Consider the following 16,002-nt stretch of genomic DNA (forward strand, 5'->3'; position numbering starts at 1 on the left):
AAAAATGCATAAACCGGTTGAGATAACGCAGAATCAAGGAGTTACAGCCGAATGCCATTCACATAAAATGCATATTTAGTGAATAAGTATCCGATAAAGGGGGATAAACAGTGATTAAAGAAGATAAGTTATGCAACGGTAAGATATAATTCTGTAATTGTGATCCTCTGCGAAATTTATCGTAGATATTTGCCCTTTTTTGGCGCGGCATGCCCGTAAAAGGGGCAACTACGGCACGCTCATGCGCAGCGATTGGCAGAATGACGCATCCGGTGGCAGCCAGCCAGGCGAATTTCTGCTACCATCCCTGCACTATTCACCTTGCACAGTGGCAGCGACTATGAAATTCGTCTCTTTTAATATCAACGGCCTGCGCGCCCGCCCACACCAACTGGCCGCCATCGTCGAAAAACACCAGCCGGACGTGATTGGCCTGCAGGAAACCAAAGTTCACGACGATATGTTCCCTCTCGAAGAGGTCGCCAAACTCGGCTATAACGTCTTTTATCATGGACAAAAAGGCCATTATGGCGTCGCGCTGCTGACCAAAGAGACGCCGATTGCCGTCCGCCGCGGTTTCCCGGACGATGGCGAAGAGGCTCAGCGCCGCATCATCATGGCGGAGATCCCGTCGCCTTTCGGCAACGTCACGGTGATTAACGGTTATTTCCCACAGGGTGAAAGCCGCGATCATGAAACCAAATTCCCGGCCAAAGCGGCGTTCTATCAGAATCTGCAGAACTATCTGGAGACCGAACTCAACAAAGAGAATCCGGTGCTGATCATGGGCGATATGAACATCAGTCCCACCGATCTCGATATCGGTATTGGTGAAGAGAACCGCAAACGCTGGCTGCGTACCGGCAAATGTTCCTTCCTGCCGGAAGAGCGGGAGTGGATGGATCGCCTGCTGGGCTGGGGCCTGGTGGATACCTGGCGTCAGGCTAATCCGGACAATCAGGAGCACTTCTCGTGGTTCGATTACCGCTCCAAAGGCTTCGACGATAACCGCGGGCTGCGCATCGACCTGCTGCTGGCCAGCCAGCCTCTGGCCCAGCGCTGCGTGGAGACCGGAATCGATTATGAGATCCGCGGAATGGAAAAACCGTCCGACCACGCGCCGGTGTGGGCCACCTTCCGGCCATAATTTACGCCCTTCTCTCGCCTCCCGCGGTGCGGGGGGCAGAATTTCCTGAGCAAAATCAACAAAGCGACGGTAAACCATTGTGACGGTCGTCGGAACAGGATACTGTCGCGCGCACTTTTTGATGTCCACTGCGTCCAGACTGTACAGGAGCACCCCTCATGCAAAAGAAGCCGTCATCCGGCCATTGGTAAAGGGCTGGGACTTCTCGCGCTGGTGGCCACGCTGGCCGTTATCAGCCATCGCGTCGGTCTCCACGATCTGCTGACTCACCTTCATCTGCTTCAGGACACCCTGCGCCATCAGGGCGCCTGGGGATATCTGGTCTATGTCGCGCTGTTTATCATTGCCACCCTGTGTCTGATCCCCGGCAGCCTGCTGGTGATCGCCGGCGGGATGCTCTTCGGCCCGCTGACAGGCTCCCTGCTCTCGTTTGCCGCCGCCACCCTCGCCTCCGCGCTGTCGTTTTTAATCGCCCGCTGGCTTGGGCGTGACCTGCTGCAGCGCTATGTGGGCCATACCGCAGCCTTTCAGGCGATTGAGCGCGGTATCGCCCGCAGCGGCTGCGATTTCCTGATCCTCACCCGCCTGGTGCCGCTCTTTCCCTACAACATTCAGAATTACGCCTACGGCCTGACGGCGATCCCTTTCTGGCTCTTTACCCTGATCTCCGCCGTGACCACCCTGCCGGGCCTGGTCATCTATTCGGTAATGGCCAGCGAGCTGGCCCGCGAGGGCGTAACTCTCGCCTTCGCGCTCAAACTGAGCCTCGCCGGCGGGCTGCTGTTTGCCCTGGTGCAGATGGGCAAACGGTTTGCCCGCGCCCGCCGTATGGCAACGCCCGGCGAGGAGGTACGCCATGACCCAACCTGATCGCCGTCACCTGCGCCGCGCCCGGCTGGCCCTTGCCGTGGTGGCCGTCGCCGGGCTGGCCGCCTGGTGGTGGTTCCCCGGCGGGCGTGCCTTTCTGCAGCAGAGTCTGACGGCGTTAGCCTCCCTGGATCCGCAGCAGGTCAGAGGGTTTATCGCCGCCTGGGGGCCGCAGGCCGCGCTGGTCTCATTTGCGCTGATGATCCTCCAGGCGATCGTCGCTCCGCTGCCGGCTTTCCTGATTACCCTGGCGAACGCCGCCCTGTTCGGCGCCTTCTGGGGCGGTGCGCTGTCGTGGTTCAGCGCCATGGTCGGGGCCGGGCTCTGCTTCTGCATCGCCAGAGCGCTGGGGCGCGAAGTGGTGGAAAAACTCACCGGCCGCGCGGTGCTGCGCAGCGTCGACGGCTATTTCACTCGCTTTGGCCCGCAGACGATCCTGGTCTGCCGCCTGCTGCCGTTTGTGCCGTTTGACCCGGTCAGCTATGCCGCCGGACTAACCTCGCTGCGCTTCTGGCCCTTTATGCTGGCCACCGGCGTGGGCCAGCTGCCGGCGACTATCGTTTATTCCTGGGCCGGGAGTCTGCTCACCGGGGGCACCTTCTGGCTGGCCACCGGGCTTTCGCTGCTTTTTACCCTGGCGGTGGTCATCTCTATCGCCAAAAATATTTACCGTGAACGTCATAAGAGATCGTCGCCATGAGCTTACCCCCGCTGGATTCTGTCCCCCTGATCCTTCGTCCGCAGGCCTGGCTGCACCGCCGGCATTACGGCCAGGTGCTGAGCCCCATTCGCTGGTGGGGACGGATCCCATGGCTGTTTTACCTGGTTTCGCTGTTCGTGGGCTACATTGAACGCCGCCGCTCGCCGCTGGATCCGGTGCTGCGGTCGCTGGTCAGCGCCCGCATCGCCCAACTGTGCCACTGTGAATTCTGTATCGATATCACCAGCATGACCCTCGCGGCGCGGAGCGGCAGCCAGGACAAGCTGCTGGCGGTCGCCGACTGGCGCAGCAGTACGCTGTTCAGCGAAAAAGAGCGTCTGGCGCTGGCCTATGCCGAAGCCGCCACCCAGACGCCGCCGGAGGTGGATGATGCCCTGCGCAGCGCGATGGCCGCGCATTTTGACGCCAGGGCGCTCACCGAGCTGACCGCCCTGATCGGCCTGCAAAATTTATCAGCGCGGTTCAATGCCGCGATGGCGATCCCGGCCCAGGGGTTGTGTCAGATGCCCACCTCTTCCCCGCAGAATAAGGAGTAACGATGCGCCGTTTGCGTGATTTCAGCCTCTGTCTGTGCCTGCTGCTGCTCTGGCCGCTGGCGGTTAATGCCAACGACAGCTGGCGGCAGATCCAAACGGAAGCCCGCGGGCAGACCGTCTGGTTTAACGCCTGGGGCGGGGACCCGGCCGTCAACCGCTATCTGGCGTGGGTCAGCGAGGAGGTCAAACGCCACTACGCGATCGACCTGCGTATTGTCCCCATCGCCGACGCCGCCGACGCAGTGAAACGCATCCAGAGCGAGGCGCAGGCCGGCCGTCGCCGGGGCGGGTCGGTGGATCTGCTGTGGATCAACGGCGAAAACTTTCGCACGCTTAAGCAGGCCAACCTGCTGCTCACCGGCTGGGCCGAATCGCTGCCCAACTGGCGCTTTGTCGATCTGCAAAAGCCGGTTCGGGAGGACTTTTCTGTCGCCACCGACGGTACGGAGTCGCCGTGGGGCAGCGCCCAGCTGACGTTTATCGCCCGCCGCGGGCAAACGCCGCAGCCGCCCACCAGCCCGCAGGCGCTGCTGGCCTTCGCCAGAGCCCATCCCGGCAGCGTGACCTACCCGCGGCCGCCGGACTTCACCGGCACCGCCCTGCTGGAGCAACTGCTGATCGCCCTCACCGACCAGCCGGCCGCCCTGCGCCAGCCGCCGCAGACGGCGACCTTCGCGGCGGTCACGGCCCCGCTGTGGCGCTATCTCGATGCGCTGCACCCGGCCCTGTGGCGGGCGGGCAAGGATTTCCCGGCGTCGCCGGCACGGATGGATACCATGCTCAACAATGGCACCCTCCGCTTATCACTCACGTTTAACCCGCTGCACGCCCGGCAGAAAGCCGCCAGCGGCGAATTACCGACGGACAGCTACAGCTTCGGCTTCACCGCGGGGACCCTCGGCAACGTCCATTTCGTTACCATCCCGGCTAACGCCCGCGCCGTCGCTGGCGCCAAAGTGGTGGCCAATTTCCTGCTCTCGCCTGAAGCGCAGCTGCGCAAGGCCGATGCCGCCGTCTGGGGCGATCCGAGCGTACTGGACCCGCAGCGTCTGCCTGACGGCCAGCGTCAGGCGCTGGCGGCTACCGTGCCGCAGGATCTACCGCCGGTGCTTGCCGAGCCGCACGCGGCATGGGTTGACGCGCTGGAGCAGGAATGGCTGCGCCGCTACGGTACCCACTGATCCTGCTGGCCTGGGGGACGATGGCGGCGATCTATCTGCCGTTGCTCCCCGCCGCCGGGGAACTGGTGGGCGCTGCGCGCTCCCCGGCCCACTGGCGGGCGCTGTTCGCCGACCCGCAGCTGGGCCAGGCGCTGGCCGCCACGCTCGTCTCGACGCTGCTGTCCGTCGGCGGCGCGCTGCTGATCGCCCTGACCGTCGTCGCTGCCCTCTGGCCCTCGCTCCGCTGGCGGCGACTGGCTTCCCGTCTGCCGCTGCTGCTGGCGGTACCCCATCTTGCCCTGGCGACGGCGGCGCTGCTGCTGTTCGCCGAAGGGGGTTGGATCTGGCAGTGGCTGCCGCTTCTGACGCCGCCGGTCGACCGGTATGGCATCGGGCTTGGCCTGACGATGGCCCTGAAAGAGAGCGCCTTTGTGCTGTGGGTGATCTATGGCCTGCTGGGGGAGAAACGCCTCGCCGACCAGGCGACCGCGCTGAAGAGCCTCGGCTACGGCCGCTGGCAGTGCCTGCGCTGGCTGGTGCTGCCCGCCCTGCTGCCCGCCCTCGGCATGGTGCTGCTGGCCGCCACCGCCTGGAGTCTGTCGGCGGTCGATGTCGCCCTGGTGCTGGGGCCCGGCAATCCGCCCACTCTCGCCGTGCTGGCGTGGCAGTGGTTAAGCCAGGGCGATGACCTGCAGCAGGCCAAAGGGGCGCTGGCCAGCCTGTTACTGATGACGATCCTCGGCGGGCTGGCGCTGGTGGCCTGGGGAGGGTGGCGGATACAGCGCCAGTACCAGCCCAATCTGCGCGGTATTCGTCACCCTCATCCTCATGCCCTGCCCGGCCGCCTGCTGGCGGCGCTGCTGCCGCTGAGCGGTCTGCTGGGCGCGCTATTGCTGGCGGGGCTGGCGCGCTCAGCGCCACCGCAGATGGATGCCCTCGGCAACAGCCTTGGCCTGGCGCTGGCGGCCTGCGCCCTCGGCGCGGCTGTCTGCCTGCTGTGGCTGGCCTGCGGCCCGACGCGGGGAGATGGCTGGGTCTGGCTGCCGCTGGTCCTCCCGGCCCTGCCGCTGGCCGCTGGCCGCTGGCCAGTACCGGCTGGCGCTGTACGCCTGGCTAGACGGCGAATGGTGGACCGTCCTGTGGGGCCATCTGCTGTGGGTGGTGCCATGGATGCTGTTTATTTTGCGCCCGGCCTGGCGCCAGCGCGACCCGCGGATGGCGGTAATCGCCCGCACGCTCGGCTGGGGGCCCACGCGTATTTTCTGGCTGCTGACCCTGCCCTCGCTGACCCGCCCGCTGCTGACCGCGCTGGCGGTGGGCTTTTCCGTGAGCATCGCGCAGTATCTGCCGACGCTATGGCTGGGGGCAGGCCGTATCCCGACGCTCACCAGTCAGGCGGTGGCGCTCAGCAGCGGCGGCGAGGTGCAGACGCTCGCCGCCCAGGCGCTGTGGCAATTACTGCTGCCGGCGGTATGCTTTACCCTGACGGCCCTTCTCGCCTGGCTGGCGGGCCGCTATCGGCGAGGACTTCGCTAGTGCTAACCGTAAACCATCTGACCCTGAGCGTGAAACGTCAGCCGCTGCTGCGGGAGGTCGCCTTTTCGGTGGCGCCTGGAGAAGTGCTGACGCTGATGGGCCCCTCCGGTAGCGGAAAATCGACGCTGTTTGCCTGGATGATTGGCGCCCTGGCCGGCGACTTCCGCGCCGAGGGCGAGCTGTGGCTCAATGGACGTCGCTGCGATACGCTGCCGACGGAGCATCGACGCATCGGCATCCTGTTTCAGGACCCGTTACTGTTCGACCATTTCAGCGTCGGGCAAAATTTACAGCTGGCGCTGCCGGAGAGTGTGCGCGGCGAGGCGCGAAAAGCCGCAGTGGAGCAAGCGCTCAGCCGCGCCGGGCTGCATGGCTTCGCCCCACGCGACCCGGCCACGCTCTCCGGCGGGCAGCGGGCGCGGGTGAGCCTGCTGCGCGCCCTGCTGGCGCGCCCCGAGGCGCTGCTGCTCGATGAACCCTTCAGCCGTCTGGATGCCACCCTGCGCGCCGCGTTCCGCCGCTGGGTTTTTGAGGAACTGGCCTGCCAGGCCATTCCGGCGATCCTGGTGACCCACGATCGCGAGGACGGTCCGCCGGCGGGACGCTGCCTGGCGATGGAGACCTGGCAATGAAGAGCAATAGCGTGCAAACCTGCGTTACCGCAAAGAAATCGGCGCCTGGCGAGCGGAGAATACGCCCTCCACTTTTTACCGTCGGGCATTTCGATGAAACGTGTTTCTCAATTGACCGCACTCGCCCTGCTTATGGGGCTTGCTGCTTCCACCACCTGCGCCGCTGAAACCATGCCAGCGCTCACTCTCTCCCACCTGCAACAGCAGCACGGCGTGGCCATTGACACCCGCCTGAGCGCTTATTACAACGGCTGGCCGCAGCGCGCCAACGGCCCCGAAGGTCATGAGCCGCAGGCCCTGAATCTTTCCGCCCGCTGGCTCGGCGCCATGAGCGACGATCAGCTCCGCGCCTGGGCTAAGCAGCACCAGATCCAGCCGGATACCCCCGTCGCGCTGTACGGCAACCCGGAAGATAATGCCAGCGTCGCGGCGCGGCTGAAACAAGCGGGCTTCACCCGGCTCAGCACCCTGAGCGATGCGCTGAGCCAGACCGACCGCCTGCAAAAGCTGACGCACTTTGAACAGCTGGTCTACCCCCAGTGGCTGCACGACCTGCAGCAGGGAAAACGCGTAGCCGCCGCCCCGACCGGCGACTGGAAAGTGTTCGAAGCCGCATGGGGAGCGCCGAAACTCTATCTGCTGAGCCATATCCCTGGTGCGGGCTATATCGATACCAATGAGGTGGAAAGCGAACCGCTGTGGAATAAAGTGTCCGACGCACAGCTGAAAGCGATGCTGGCGAAGCACGGCATCCGGCATGACACCACGGTGATCCTCTACGGTCGCGACGTCTACGCCGCAGCGCGGGTGGCGCAGATCATGCTGTACGCCGGGGTCAAAGACGTGCGCCTGCTTGACGGCGGCTGGCAGACCTGGTCCGACGCCGGGCTGCCGGTCGAGCGCGGCATGCCGCCGGCGCAGCAGCCGGCGCAGGACTTCGGCGCGCCGATCCCCGGCCAGCCGCAGCTGATGCTGGATACCGAACAAGCCCGCGGGCTGCTGCATCGTCAGGACGCCTCGCTGGTCAGCGTCCGCTCGTGGCCGGAGTTTATCGGCACCACCAGCGGCTACAGCTATATCAAGCCGAAGGGTGACATCGCTGGCGCCCGCTGGGGCCACGCCGGGAGCGACTCCACGCACATGGAAGACTTCCATAACCCGGACGGCACCATGCGCAGCGCTGACGATATCGCTACGCTGTGGCGCCAGTGGAACATTCTGCCGAGCCAGCAGGTGGCGTTCTATTGCGGGACCGGCTGGCGGGCCTCGGAAACCTTTATGTATGCCCGCGCCATGGGCTGGCCGCACGTCGCGGTGTACGACGGCGGCTGGTACGAATGGAGCAGCAACCCGCACAATCCGGTCGCCCGCGGAGCGCGCGGCCCGGAAAGCAGTCAGTAACTCGCCCCGCCTCAGCGCGTCGCCCCCAGCCGGCGACGCGCGCTTTCCCGCTCACACCACCCGCTTTAAGGTCTGGTAGCCACTGCAGATGCGCGTCGCCGTCGTCAGCCAGCACAGCGCGCCAAACAGCCACGCCAGCCAGGCGAAATGCGCCGGAAACAGGCAGCCGAGGACAAACAACAGGATGGTCTCCGTCCCCTCCGTCAGGCCCCCAAGATAGTACAGCGATTTATGGGCGTAGCCGGGATTGGCGATCTGATGCCTGGCCGCCAGTGCGGCAAAAGCGAGAAAGCTGCTGCCGGTGCCGATAAAGGCAAACAGCAGCCAGGCCCCCGCCAGGGCATTGTTCAGCGGATCTGCCAGAATAAAGCCGAACGGCACCAGGGCGTAGAAGAGAAAATCCAGTGCGATATCGAGAAAGCCCCCCGCGTCCGTGAGCCCGCGCCGCCGCGCCAGAGCGCCGTCCAGACCATCCAGCAGGCGGTTGAAGAGAATAGCGACCAGCGCCGCGCTATACCACCCCAGCGCCAGAAAGGGTAGAGCCAGCACGCCGATGGCAAAACCGAGGAGCGTCAGCCCGTCCGGTGAAATACCCGGGCGGTCAAGCGCGCCGGCGACAGCATTAAGCAGGGGTTTGAGGCGCGGATGCAGGTGGCTATCAAGCACGGAGGTCTCCAGCAGGGTTGGCGGTTGTCAGTCAAGGTCTATGGCGGTGATAATAGGCCAGATTCGTCTTATTCACCTTGATGCTTATGCTAAAAATGATTGATGTTGTCGCAGCCATTATTGAACAGGATGGCCAGATTCTGCTGGCGCAGCGTCCGCCCCACGCCGACCAGCCGGGGATGTGGGAGTTCGCTGGCGGCAAAGTGGAGCCTGGTGAAAGCCAGCCGCAGGCGCTGGCCCGCGAGCTACAGGAGGAGATGGGCATCATCGCCCACCCGGCATGCTATATCGCCAGCCATCAGCGGGAAGTCTCCGGCCGCCAGATCCATCTGCACGCCTGGTGGGTGCCGCACTTTCAGGGCATACCGCTGGCCCACTATCACACTCAGCTGCGCTGGTGCCTGCCCGCTGACGCCTTAACCCTCGATCTCGCCCCGGCCGATATTCCTCTGCTGCATGCCTTTATCGCCCAGCGCCCGACCCTTTCCGGCCGCTGATCCGCCCGCCGCCTCGTCATCGTTTTTAGTTATGACGGGCGGACAATTATAAATTTTGTTGTCGGCTTAATTTTTCCTTGCTTGCCTAAGGATTAGCGGTGTTATAGTCGGAAAATCGGTTTTTTCAAGGACCGAATCATAATAAATACATGCAACCACAACCATAAGGGGAACTTATATCTATGGATCAGACGTGCACTCTGGAAGGCTTTCTCACCCGCGTTCAACAGCGCGATCCTCATCAAACCGAATTTGCTCAAGCCGTCCGGGAGGTGATGACCACCCTGTGGCCTTTCCTTGAGGAAAATCCGCGCTATCGTCAGCTTGCTTTGCTGGAACGTCTGGTGGAACCGGAGCGCGTGATCCAGTTCCGCGTGGTGTGGGTGGATGACCGCAATCAGGTCCAGGTCAACCGCGCGTGGCGCGTGCAGTTCAACTCGGCCATCGGCCCGTATAAAGGCGGGATGCGTTTCCACCCGTCGGTTAACCTGTCGATTCTCAAATTCCTTGGCTTCGAGCAGACCTTCAAAAACGCCCTGACCACCCTGCCGATGGGCGGCGGGAAAGGCGGCAGCGATTTCGATCCTAAAGGCAAGAGCGATGGCGAAGTGATGCGCTTCTGCCAGGCGCTGATGACCGAGCTCTATCGCCACCTTGGCCCGGATACCGACGTACCGGCGGGCGATATCGGCGTCGGCGGCCGCGAAGTCGGCTTTATGGCCGGGATGATGCGCAAGCTCTCCAACAACAGCGCCTGCGTCTTTACTGGTAAAGGCCTCTCCTTTGGCGGCAGCCTGATCCGTCCGGAAGCCACCGGTTACGGTCTGATCTACTTCACCGAAGCGATGCTCAAACGTCACGGTCTCGGCTTCGAAGGCGCTCGCGTGGCGGTTTCCGGCTCCGGCAACGTCGCGCAATACGCCATTGAGAAAGCGATGGAGCTTGGCGCGCGGGTGGTCACCGCCTCCGACTCCAACGGCACCGTCGTTGACGAAGCGGGCTTCACCAAAGAAAAACTGGCCCGCCTGATCGACATTAAAGAGCGTGCCCATGGCCGCGTGGCCGACTACGCCCGCGAATTTGGCCTCACCTATCTTGAAGGCCAGCAGCCGTGGTCAGTGCCGGTGGATATCGCCCTGCCTTGCGCGACCCAGAACGAACTGGACGTCGATGCCGCCCGCCAGCTGATTGCCAATGGCGTGAAGGCCGTGGCGGAAGGCGCCAACATGCCGACCACCATCGCCGCAACCGACCTGTTCCTGGAAGCTGACGTGCTGTTTGCCCCGGGCAAAGCGGCCAACGCCGGCGGCGTGGCGACTTCCGGTCTGGAGATGGCGCAGAACGCCGCGCGCATGGGCTGGAAAGCGGAAAAAGTGGATGCCCGTCTGCATCACATCATGCTGGATATCCACCACGCTTGCGTGCAGTACGGCGGCGAAGCGAAGCAGACCAACTACGTGCGCGGTGCGAATATCGCCGGTTTCGTGAAAGTCGCGGATGCCATGCTGGCCCAGGGCGTGATTTAACTTCCCCTGACTCCATCCCGGCGGCTGCCCGCCGGGATGCGTCTCACGACGTCATCGTGATCACCACTTTCCCCAGATGCTGACCACTGTCCAGACAAGCATGGGCCTCGGCAACCTCCGCCATCGGGTAGCTGGCGTAGATCATCGGCTTGCATTTCCCTGCCTCAAGCAGCGGCCAGACGTGGCGCCGCAGCGCCTCGGCAATCTCCTGTTTCTCCGCCGCCGTCCGGCCGCGCATGGTTGAGCCGGTGATGGTGGCTCGCTTGAGCATCAGGGTCTGAATATCAACCTCATGAGCGATTCGTCCGCCCATAAAGCCGATGATCACCAGCCGTCCATCCTTTTTCAGTATCCCAAGGTTGCGGTTAAAGTAAGGGCCGCCAACGATATCCAGAATGACATCCACGCCTTCATCGTGGGTCAGCTGGCCGATTTTTTCCGCAAAATCATCGGTTTTGTAGTTAATCGCCGTAGCATAGGGACGTAGGGCAGCGATTTTTTCGTCCTGGCCAACGGTGGCATAGACGGTCATCCCCAGCGCGTGGCACAGCAGGACCGCGGTGGTGCCAATCCCGCTGGCGCCGCCGTGGATCAGGATGCTTTCGCCAGGCTGCAGCTTACCCAGCTGGAAGACATTCGCCCAGACGGTGAAGAACGTTTCCGGAATGGCGGCCGCTTCGCTAAAGCTGAGGCCCGCCGGGATCGGCAGCGTCTGGCCTGCCGGCACGGCGCAGTATTCGGCATAGCCGCCGCCGTTGGTGAGCGCACAAACGCGATCGCCGGGCGTAAACGCTGTGACCTGCGCGCCGACCTCAACCACAACGCCCGCCACCTCCAGGCCAGGTACGGGGGTGACGCCCTTGGGCATAGGGTACAGCCCCTGGCGCTGCAGGATATCCGGCCGGTTGACGCCGGCGGCTTTCACCTCAATGAGCACCTCATTCTCCCCAATAGCAGGGATTTCTCCTTCGCGGATCTGCAATACCTCCGGGCCGCCCGGTTGGCTAATAGCGATATATTTCACGGGTCCTCCTTATCGCCGGTGAGAGAAATGAGCAACATTATCGGCAAGCGCGAAGACGCATTCAGGGGGGAAGTCGTCAAGCCCTGCCCGGCTGTTTAGTGTAGACCATTGACCTGGCTGGCGGAGAAGCGGTGGCCGCGGGGATTCGCATCCTCGCGACCACCGGCGGGTTACTGCGGCGGCGGCGCAGCATCGTCTGCCGCTTTTTTCCCTTTCGGCTTGCCTTTACCTTTAGTGAAGGATTTTTTCGCCCCGGCTGGCGCGGCCAGGCCGCGGAACTGGCGCACTGGCGTGCTCCGCGCCTGATCGATCAGCTGGAACAGCGTCCCCACCAGCGGCTGCATAAAGTCCTGATAGCGGCACTGCTTTTCGCTGATCTGCGTCAGGACCGATTCCCAGTGGGCGGTCATATCCGGACGCGCGGCCATCTCCGGCAGGGAGTGAATCAGCGCCCGGCCAGCGTCCGAGGAGTGGATATAACGCCCCTTTTTGGTCAGGAAACCGCGCTTGAACAGCAGCTCGATAATCCCGGCACGGGTCGCTTCTGTGCCGAGACCGTCGGTGGCGCGGAGGATCTTCTTCAGATCTTTATCCTGCACGAAACGGGCAATCCCGGTCATCGCCGACAGCAGCGTGGCGTCGGTGAAGTGGCGCGGCGGCTGCGTCTGACGCTCCACCACTTCGCCCTTCTCGCACAGCAGTTCATCGTCTTTGGCCACCACCGGCAGCGGCGTGCCGTCGTTCTCTTCATCGCGCTCTTTGCTGCCCAACAGCGTCCGCCAGCCAGCCTCTGCCAGAAAACGCGCCTTGGCGACAAACTTGCCGTTAGCGATCTCGAGGTCAATCTGGCATTTGCGGAACACCGCGTCCGGGCAGAACTGCATCAGATACTGCCGGGCGATCAGGTGGTAGACCTTCGCTTCGTTATCGGTGAGCTTGACCTGGCTGCTGCGGGCGGTCGGGATAATCGCATGGTGCGCATCGACCTTTTTATCATCCCAGCAGCGGTTGCGGATCTCCGGATCCATCACCGGCTGCGGCAGCAGGTCCGCCGCATGGACGGCAATCGCATTCAGCACCGCATGACGGCCGGCGAAGTGCTCTTCCGGCAGGTAGCGGCTATCCGAACGCGGGTAGGTAATGAGCTTGTGGGTTTCGTACAGCTTCTGGCAGATATCCAGCACGTTTTGCGCGCTGAAGCCGAAACGTTTGGCCGCCTCAATCTGTAGCGCCGACAGCGAGAACGGCAGCGGCGCGGGTTCGGAATCGCGCTTATCGTTATAGCCGGTCACCAGCGCCGGCTGGCCTTCGATGCGCTTAACCACGTGCTCAGCCAGTGGACGATGCAGCAGACGCCCTTCTTCATCCTGATAAGGTTCGCAGGCTTCGCTTGGCACCCAGGTGGCGACAAAACGTTCCTCCTGCGGCGTGACGATATGCGCCTTCACGTCGAAGAAGTCTTTGGCGACGAAGTTTTCAATCTCTTCATCACGGCGAACCACCAGGCCAAGTACCGGGGTCTGCACCCGCCCCACGGACAGTACCCCCTGATAGCCGGCGTTGCGCCCCAGCAGAGTATAGGCGCGGGTCATATTGATGCCGTACAGCCAGTCGGCACGCGCCCGCGCCAGCGCCGACACGCAGAGCGGCACGAACTCGCTGTTGGCGCGCAGGCGATTGATCGCCCGCTCCACCGCCTGCGGGTTGAGATCGTTAATCAGACAGCGCTGCACCTGCTGACGCTTCTCCGGCGCCAGCTGCAGGTAATCGAGTACTTCGTCCACCAGCAGCTGCCCCTCACGGTCGGGGTCGCCGGCATGGATCACTTCCTGCGCCTCGCCAAGCAGACGCTTGATCACATTGAGCTGTTTGGTGACCGAGGGTTTGGGTTGTAGCTGCCATTTCTCCGGCACAATCGGCAGGTCGGTGAGATTCCAGCGGGCATAGCGGCTGTCATAGACGTCCGGCTGCGCCTGCTCCAGCAGATGGCCGATACACCAGGTGACCACCTGCCCGTTGCCGCACTCAATATAGCCATCGCCTTTGCGGTGCGGTTTAGGCAACACATCGGCGATAGCCCGACCGAGACTCGGTTTTTCCGCAATAAACAACCGCATCGAATCAACGGATCTCGATCATGGGTCGTCCGCCGCGGGCGGTGACCAGCTCGCCGATGGCGGCCAGCTTAATGCCGAACTCCGCCGCAGCGGCCTGGACTTCGGCTTCCGCTTCCGGAGTCACCGCCAGCAGCAGGCCGCCGGAGGTCTGCGGATCGCACAACAGGTCCCGCCACTCCGCCGGCATCTCGCCCATCAGATGGCCGTAGCTGGCAAAGTTGCGCCCGGTGCCGCCCGGCACCGCGCCGGCGGCAATATAGCCTTCCACCCCCGGCAGTTTTGGGATATCGGCATAGCGCAGCTGCGCCTGCACGCCGGCCCCGCGGCACACCTCGCTAAGATGGCCGAGCAGGCCAAAGCCGGTGACGTCGGTCATCGCCTTCACCCCGTCGATGGCGGCAAACGCGGCGCCGGCGAGGTTCATCTGGCACATGGTTTCAGTCGCCAGTCCCTGATGCTCTGGCTTGAGCAGCGATTTTTTCTCCGCGGTGGTCAGCACACCGATCCCCAGCGGTTTGGTGAGATACAGTTTGCAACCCGCCTGCGCAGTGCTGTTTTTCTTGATGCGCTCGGTGGGCACCACGCCGGTGACCGCCAGACCGAAGATCGGCTCCGGAGCGTCAATGGAATGGCCGCCCGCCAGCGCGATCCCGGCCTGCTGGCAGGCAAAGCGCCCGCCCTCCACCACTTCACGGGCAATTTCCGGCGCCAGGGTGTTGATCGGCCAGCCAAGGATGGCAATCGCCATAATCGGTTTCCCGCCCATGGCGAAAATATCGCTGATGGCGTTGGTGGCGGCGATGCGGCCAAAGTCGAACGGATTATCGACAATCGGCATAAAGAAATCGGTGGTGCTAACGATTGACGTGCCGTTACCAAGATCATAGACGGCAGCATCGTCGCTGGTTTCGTTGCCGACAAGCAGGTTCGGATCGACAAACTTCGCCTGCTCGCTATGCAGGATGGTTTCCAGCACCTTCGGGGAAATTTTACAACCACAACCGGCTCCGTGGCTGTATTGCGTTAAACGAATGGCTTGCTCGCTCATGGACATCTCCTGTCATTGCAATCCCGCTATGTTAGCGCCCAAACGCCAGGGTGGTAAGTACGACAGTCTGAAATCGCGTATGGTTGCTCATTAAGCAGACAAAAAGCCGTTTTTGCGAGACACGGCAATTTTTTCCCGACCATTTTCACTTTTACTTAAAGATGACAGAAATGTGACAACACAGAACTGTCTTCTCTGGAATGATTATGACGTAAGGAAATTCTAATGAAAAAGCGTGTTCTTGCCCTTTGCCTGGCCAGTTTCTTCTCCGTTAACGCCTTTGCTCTGGTTCCCCCCGGGAACGATGTCACCACCAAGCCCGATCTCTACTATCTGACCAATGCCCAGGCCATCGACAGCCTGGCGCTGTTGCCGCCGCCGCCGGCGGTGGGCAGTATCGCGTTTTTAAACGATCAGGCGATGTATGAGCAGGGGCGTCTGCTGCGCAATACCGAGCGCGGGAAGCTGGCGGCAGAGGATGCCAACCTCAGCGCGGGCGGCGTGGCCAATGCCTTCTCCAGCGCCTTTGGTTCCCCAATCACCGAGAAAGACGCGCCTCAGCTCCACAAACTGCTGACCAATATGATTGAAGACGCCGGCGATCTGGCGACCCGCGGCGCGAAAGAGAAATACATGCGCATTCGCCCGTTTGCGTTCTATGGCGTCTCCACCTGCAACACCACCGAGCAGGACAAGCTGTCGAAAAACGGCTCTTACCCGTCCGGGCATACCTCTATCGGCTGGGCCACCGCCCTGGTGCTGGCGGAGATCAACCCGCAGCGGCAAAATGAAATTTTGAAGCGCGGCTATGAGCTCGGCGAGAGCCGGGTGATCTGCGGCTATCACTGGCAGAGCGATGTCGATGCGGCGCGCATCGTCGGCTCCGCGGTGGTCGCTACGCTGCACACCAACCCGGCCTTCCAGCAGCAGTTGCAGAAAGCCAAAGACGAATTCGCCAAAACGCAGAAGTAACGTCATCGCCGTTGAACTCCCGGATGCGGCGCCTGGCGCGCCTTGTCCGGGCGACAAAAACCGCGATTGATTCGAATGGTAGGGGTTGTAGGCCGGGTCAGGCGCGAGCTGCCACCCGGCATAGATGCGGCTCCGAGCCTGCTTCCATCGCC

The 16,002-nt window shown here is 62.8% G+C and carries 14 protein-coding genes and 1 pseudogene; 11 read left to right on the forward strand and 4 right to left on the reverse strand.

Translation table 11 applies throughout. The features are described from left to right. Window positions 1-340 precede the first annotated feature (340 nt). The 8 genes and pseudogenes from xthA to FHW76_RS12805 all read left to right on the forward strand — a co-directional run bounded on the left by xthA (window position 341) and on the right by FHW76_RS12805 (window position 8,000). Entirely contained in the window at window positions 341-1,147 is an 807-nt protein-coding gene (xthA, locus tag FHW76_RS12770; protein ID WP_012542081.1) for an exodeoxyribonuclease III, read from the forward strand. 213 nt (window positions 1,148-1,360) lie between these two features. Next, window positions 1,361-2,017, forward strand: a complete 657-nt coding sequence (locus FHW76_RS12775; protein WP_016160754.1) for a TVP38/TMEM64 family protein — start codon at window positions 1,361-1,363, stop codon at window positions 2,015-2,017. Beyond that, a complete protein-coding gene (locus FHW76_RS12780) occupies window positions 2,004-2,714 on the forward strand; it encodes a TVP38/TMEM64 family protein (protein ID WP_055323424.1) in 711 nt (236 codons plus the stop codon). The genes FHW76_RS12775 and FHW76_RS12780 overlap by 14 nt, the downstream gene beginning before the upstream one ends. Further along, on the forward strand, window positions 2,711-3,271 hold the full coding sequence (locus tag FHW76_RS12785) for a carboxymuconolactone decarboxylase family protein (RefSeq protein ID WP_008807736.1): 561 nt from the start codon (window positions 2,711-2,713) through the stop codon (window positions 3,269-3,271). Before FHW76_RS12780 ends, FHW76_RS12785 begins: the two co-directional genes overlap by 4 nt. 2 nt (window positions 3,272-3,273) lie before the next feature. Continuing rightward, window positions 3,274-4,452, forward strand: coding sequence for an ABC transporter substrate-binding protein (locus FHW76_RS12790; protein ID WP_012542085.1), 1,179 nt, complete (start codon window positions 3,274-3,276; stop codon window positions 4,450-4,452). Continuing rightward, window positions 4,425-5,967: pseudogene (locus FHW76_RS12795) on the forward strand (ABC transporter permease subunit). Before FHW76_RS12790 ends, FHW76_RS12795 begins: the two are co-directional and overlap by 28 nt. Next, window positions 5,967-6,599 carry an ATP-binding cassette domain-containing protein gene (locus FHW76_RS12800; protein ID WP_032735332.1) on the forward strand — a complete coding sequence of 211 codons (633 nt, stop codon included), beginning with the start codon at window positions 5,967-5,969 and terminating at the stop codon, window positions 6,597-6,599. Before FHW76_RS12795 ends, FHW76_RS12800 begins: the two are co-directional and overlap by 1 nt. Before the next feature lie 93 nt (window positions 6,600-6,692). After that, window positions 6,693-8,000, forward strand: coding sequence for a sulfurtransferase (locus tag FHW76_RS12805; RefSeq protein ID WP_183476753.1), 1,308 nt, complete (start codon window positions 6,693-6,695; stop codon window positions 7,998-8,000). Window positions 8,001-8,051: 51 nt separating this feature from the next. Here FHW76_RS12805 and FHW76_RS12810 read toward each other — a convergent pair whose 3' ends face one another. Beyond that, complete coding sequence (locus FHW76_RS12810; protein ID WP_032735328.1) at window positions 8,052-8,666, reverse strand: CDP-alcohol phosphatidyltransferase family protein; 615 nt, start codon at window positions 8,664-8,666, stop codon at window positions 8,052-8,054. Between the two features lie 86 nt (window positions 8,667-8,752). On the opposite strand from FHW76_RS12810, the gene FHW76_RS12815 reads away from it, so the two are divergent. Beyond that, on the forward strand, window positions 8,753-9,163 hold the full coding sequence (locus tag FHW76_RS12815; protein WP_016160747.1) for a pyrimidine (deoxy)nucleoside triphosphate diphosphatase: 411 nt from the start codon (window positions 8,753-8,755) through the stop codon (window positions 9,161-9,163). Between the two features lie 182 nt (window positions 9,164-9,345). Further along, the gene (gene gdhA / locus FHW76_RS12820) at window positions 9,346-10,689 is read left to right on the forward strand and encodes an NADP-specific glutamate dehydrogenase (RefSeq protein ID WP_008807617.1); all 1,344 of its coding nucleotides are present in this window, start codon (window positions 9,346-9,348) and stop codon (window positions 10,687-10,689) included. A gap of 43 nt (window positions 10,690-10,732) precedes the next feature. On the opposite strand, the gene FHW76_RS12825 is transcribed toward gdhA, so the two are convergent. The 3 genes from FHW76_RS12825 to selD all read right to left on the reverse strand — a co-directional run bounded on the left by FHW76_RS12825 (window position 10,733) and on the right by selD (window position 14,878). After that, complete coding sequence (locus FHW76_RS12825; protein WP_012968472.1) at window positions 10,733-11,713, reverse strand: NAD(P)H-quinone oxidoreductase; 981 nt, start codon at window positions 11,711-11,713, stop codon at window positions 10,733-10,735. A gap of 170 nt (window positions 11,714-11,883) precedes the next feature. Then, window positions 11,884-13,830, reverse strand: a complete 1,947-nt coding sequence (locus FHW76_RS12830; protein ID WP_023297427.1) for a DNA topoisomerase III — start codon at window positions 13,828-13,830, stop codon at window positions 11,884-11,886. Window positions 13,831-13,834: 4 nt separating this feature from the next. Further along, complete coding sequence (gene selD, locus FHW76_RS12835; protein WP_012542093.1) at window positions 13,835-14,878, reverse strand: selenide, water dikinase SelD; 1,044 nt, start codon at window positions 14,876-14,878, stop codon at window positions 13,835-13,837. Window positions 14,879-15,103: 225 nt separating this feature from the next. On the opposite strand from selD, the gene phoC reads away from it, so the two are divergent. Beyond that, window positions 15,104-15,850: an acid phosphatase PhoC gene (phoC, locus tag FHW76_RS12840; RefSeq protein ID WP_008807621.1), complete on the forward strand. Its 747-nt coding sequence runs from the start codon at window positions 15,104-15,106 to the stop codon at window positions 15,848-15,850. Window positions 15,851-16,002 lie beyond the last annotated feature (152 nt).

Source organism: Klebsiella sp. RC2, from assembly GCF_014192815.1.
Taxonomy (GTDB): domain Bacteria; phylum Pseudomonadota; class Gammaproteobacteria; order Enterobacterales; family Enterobacteriaceae; genus Klebsiella; species Klebsiella variicola.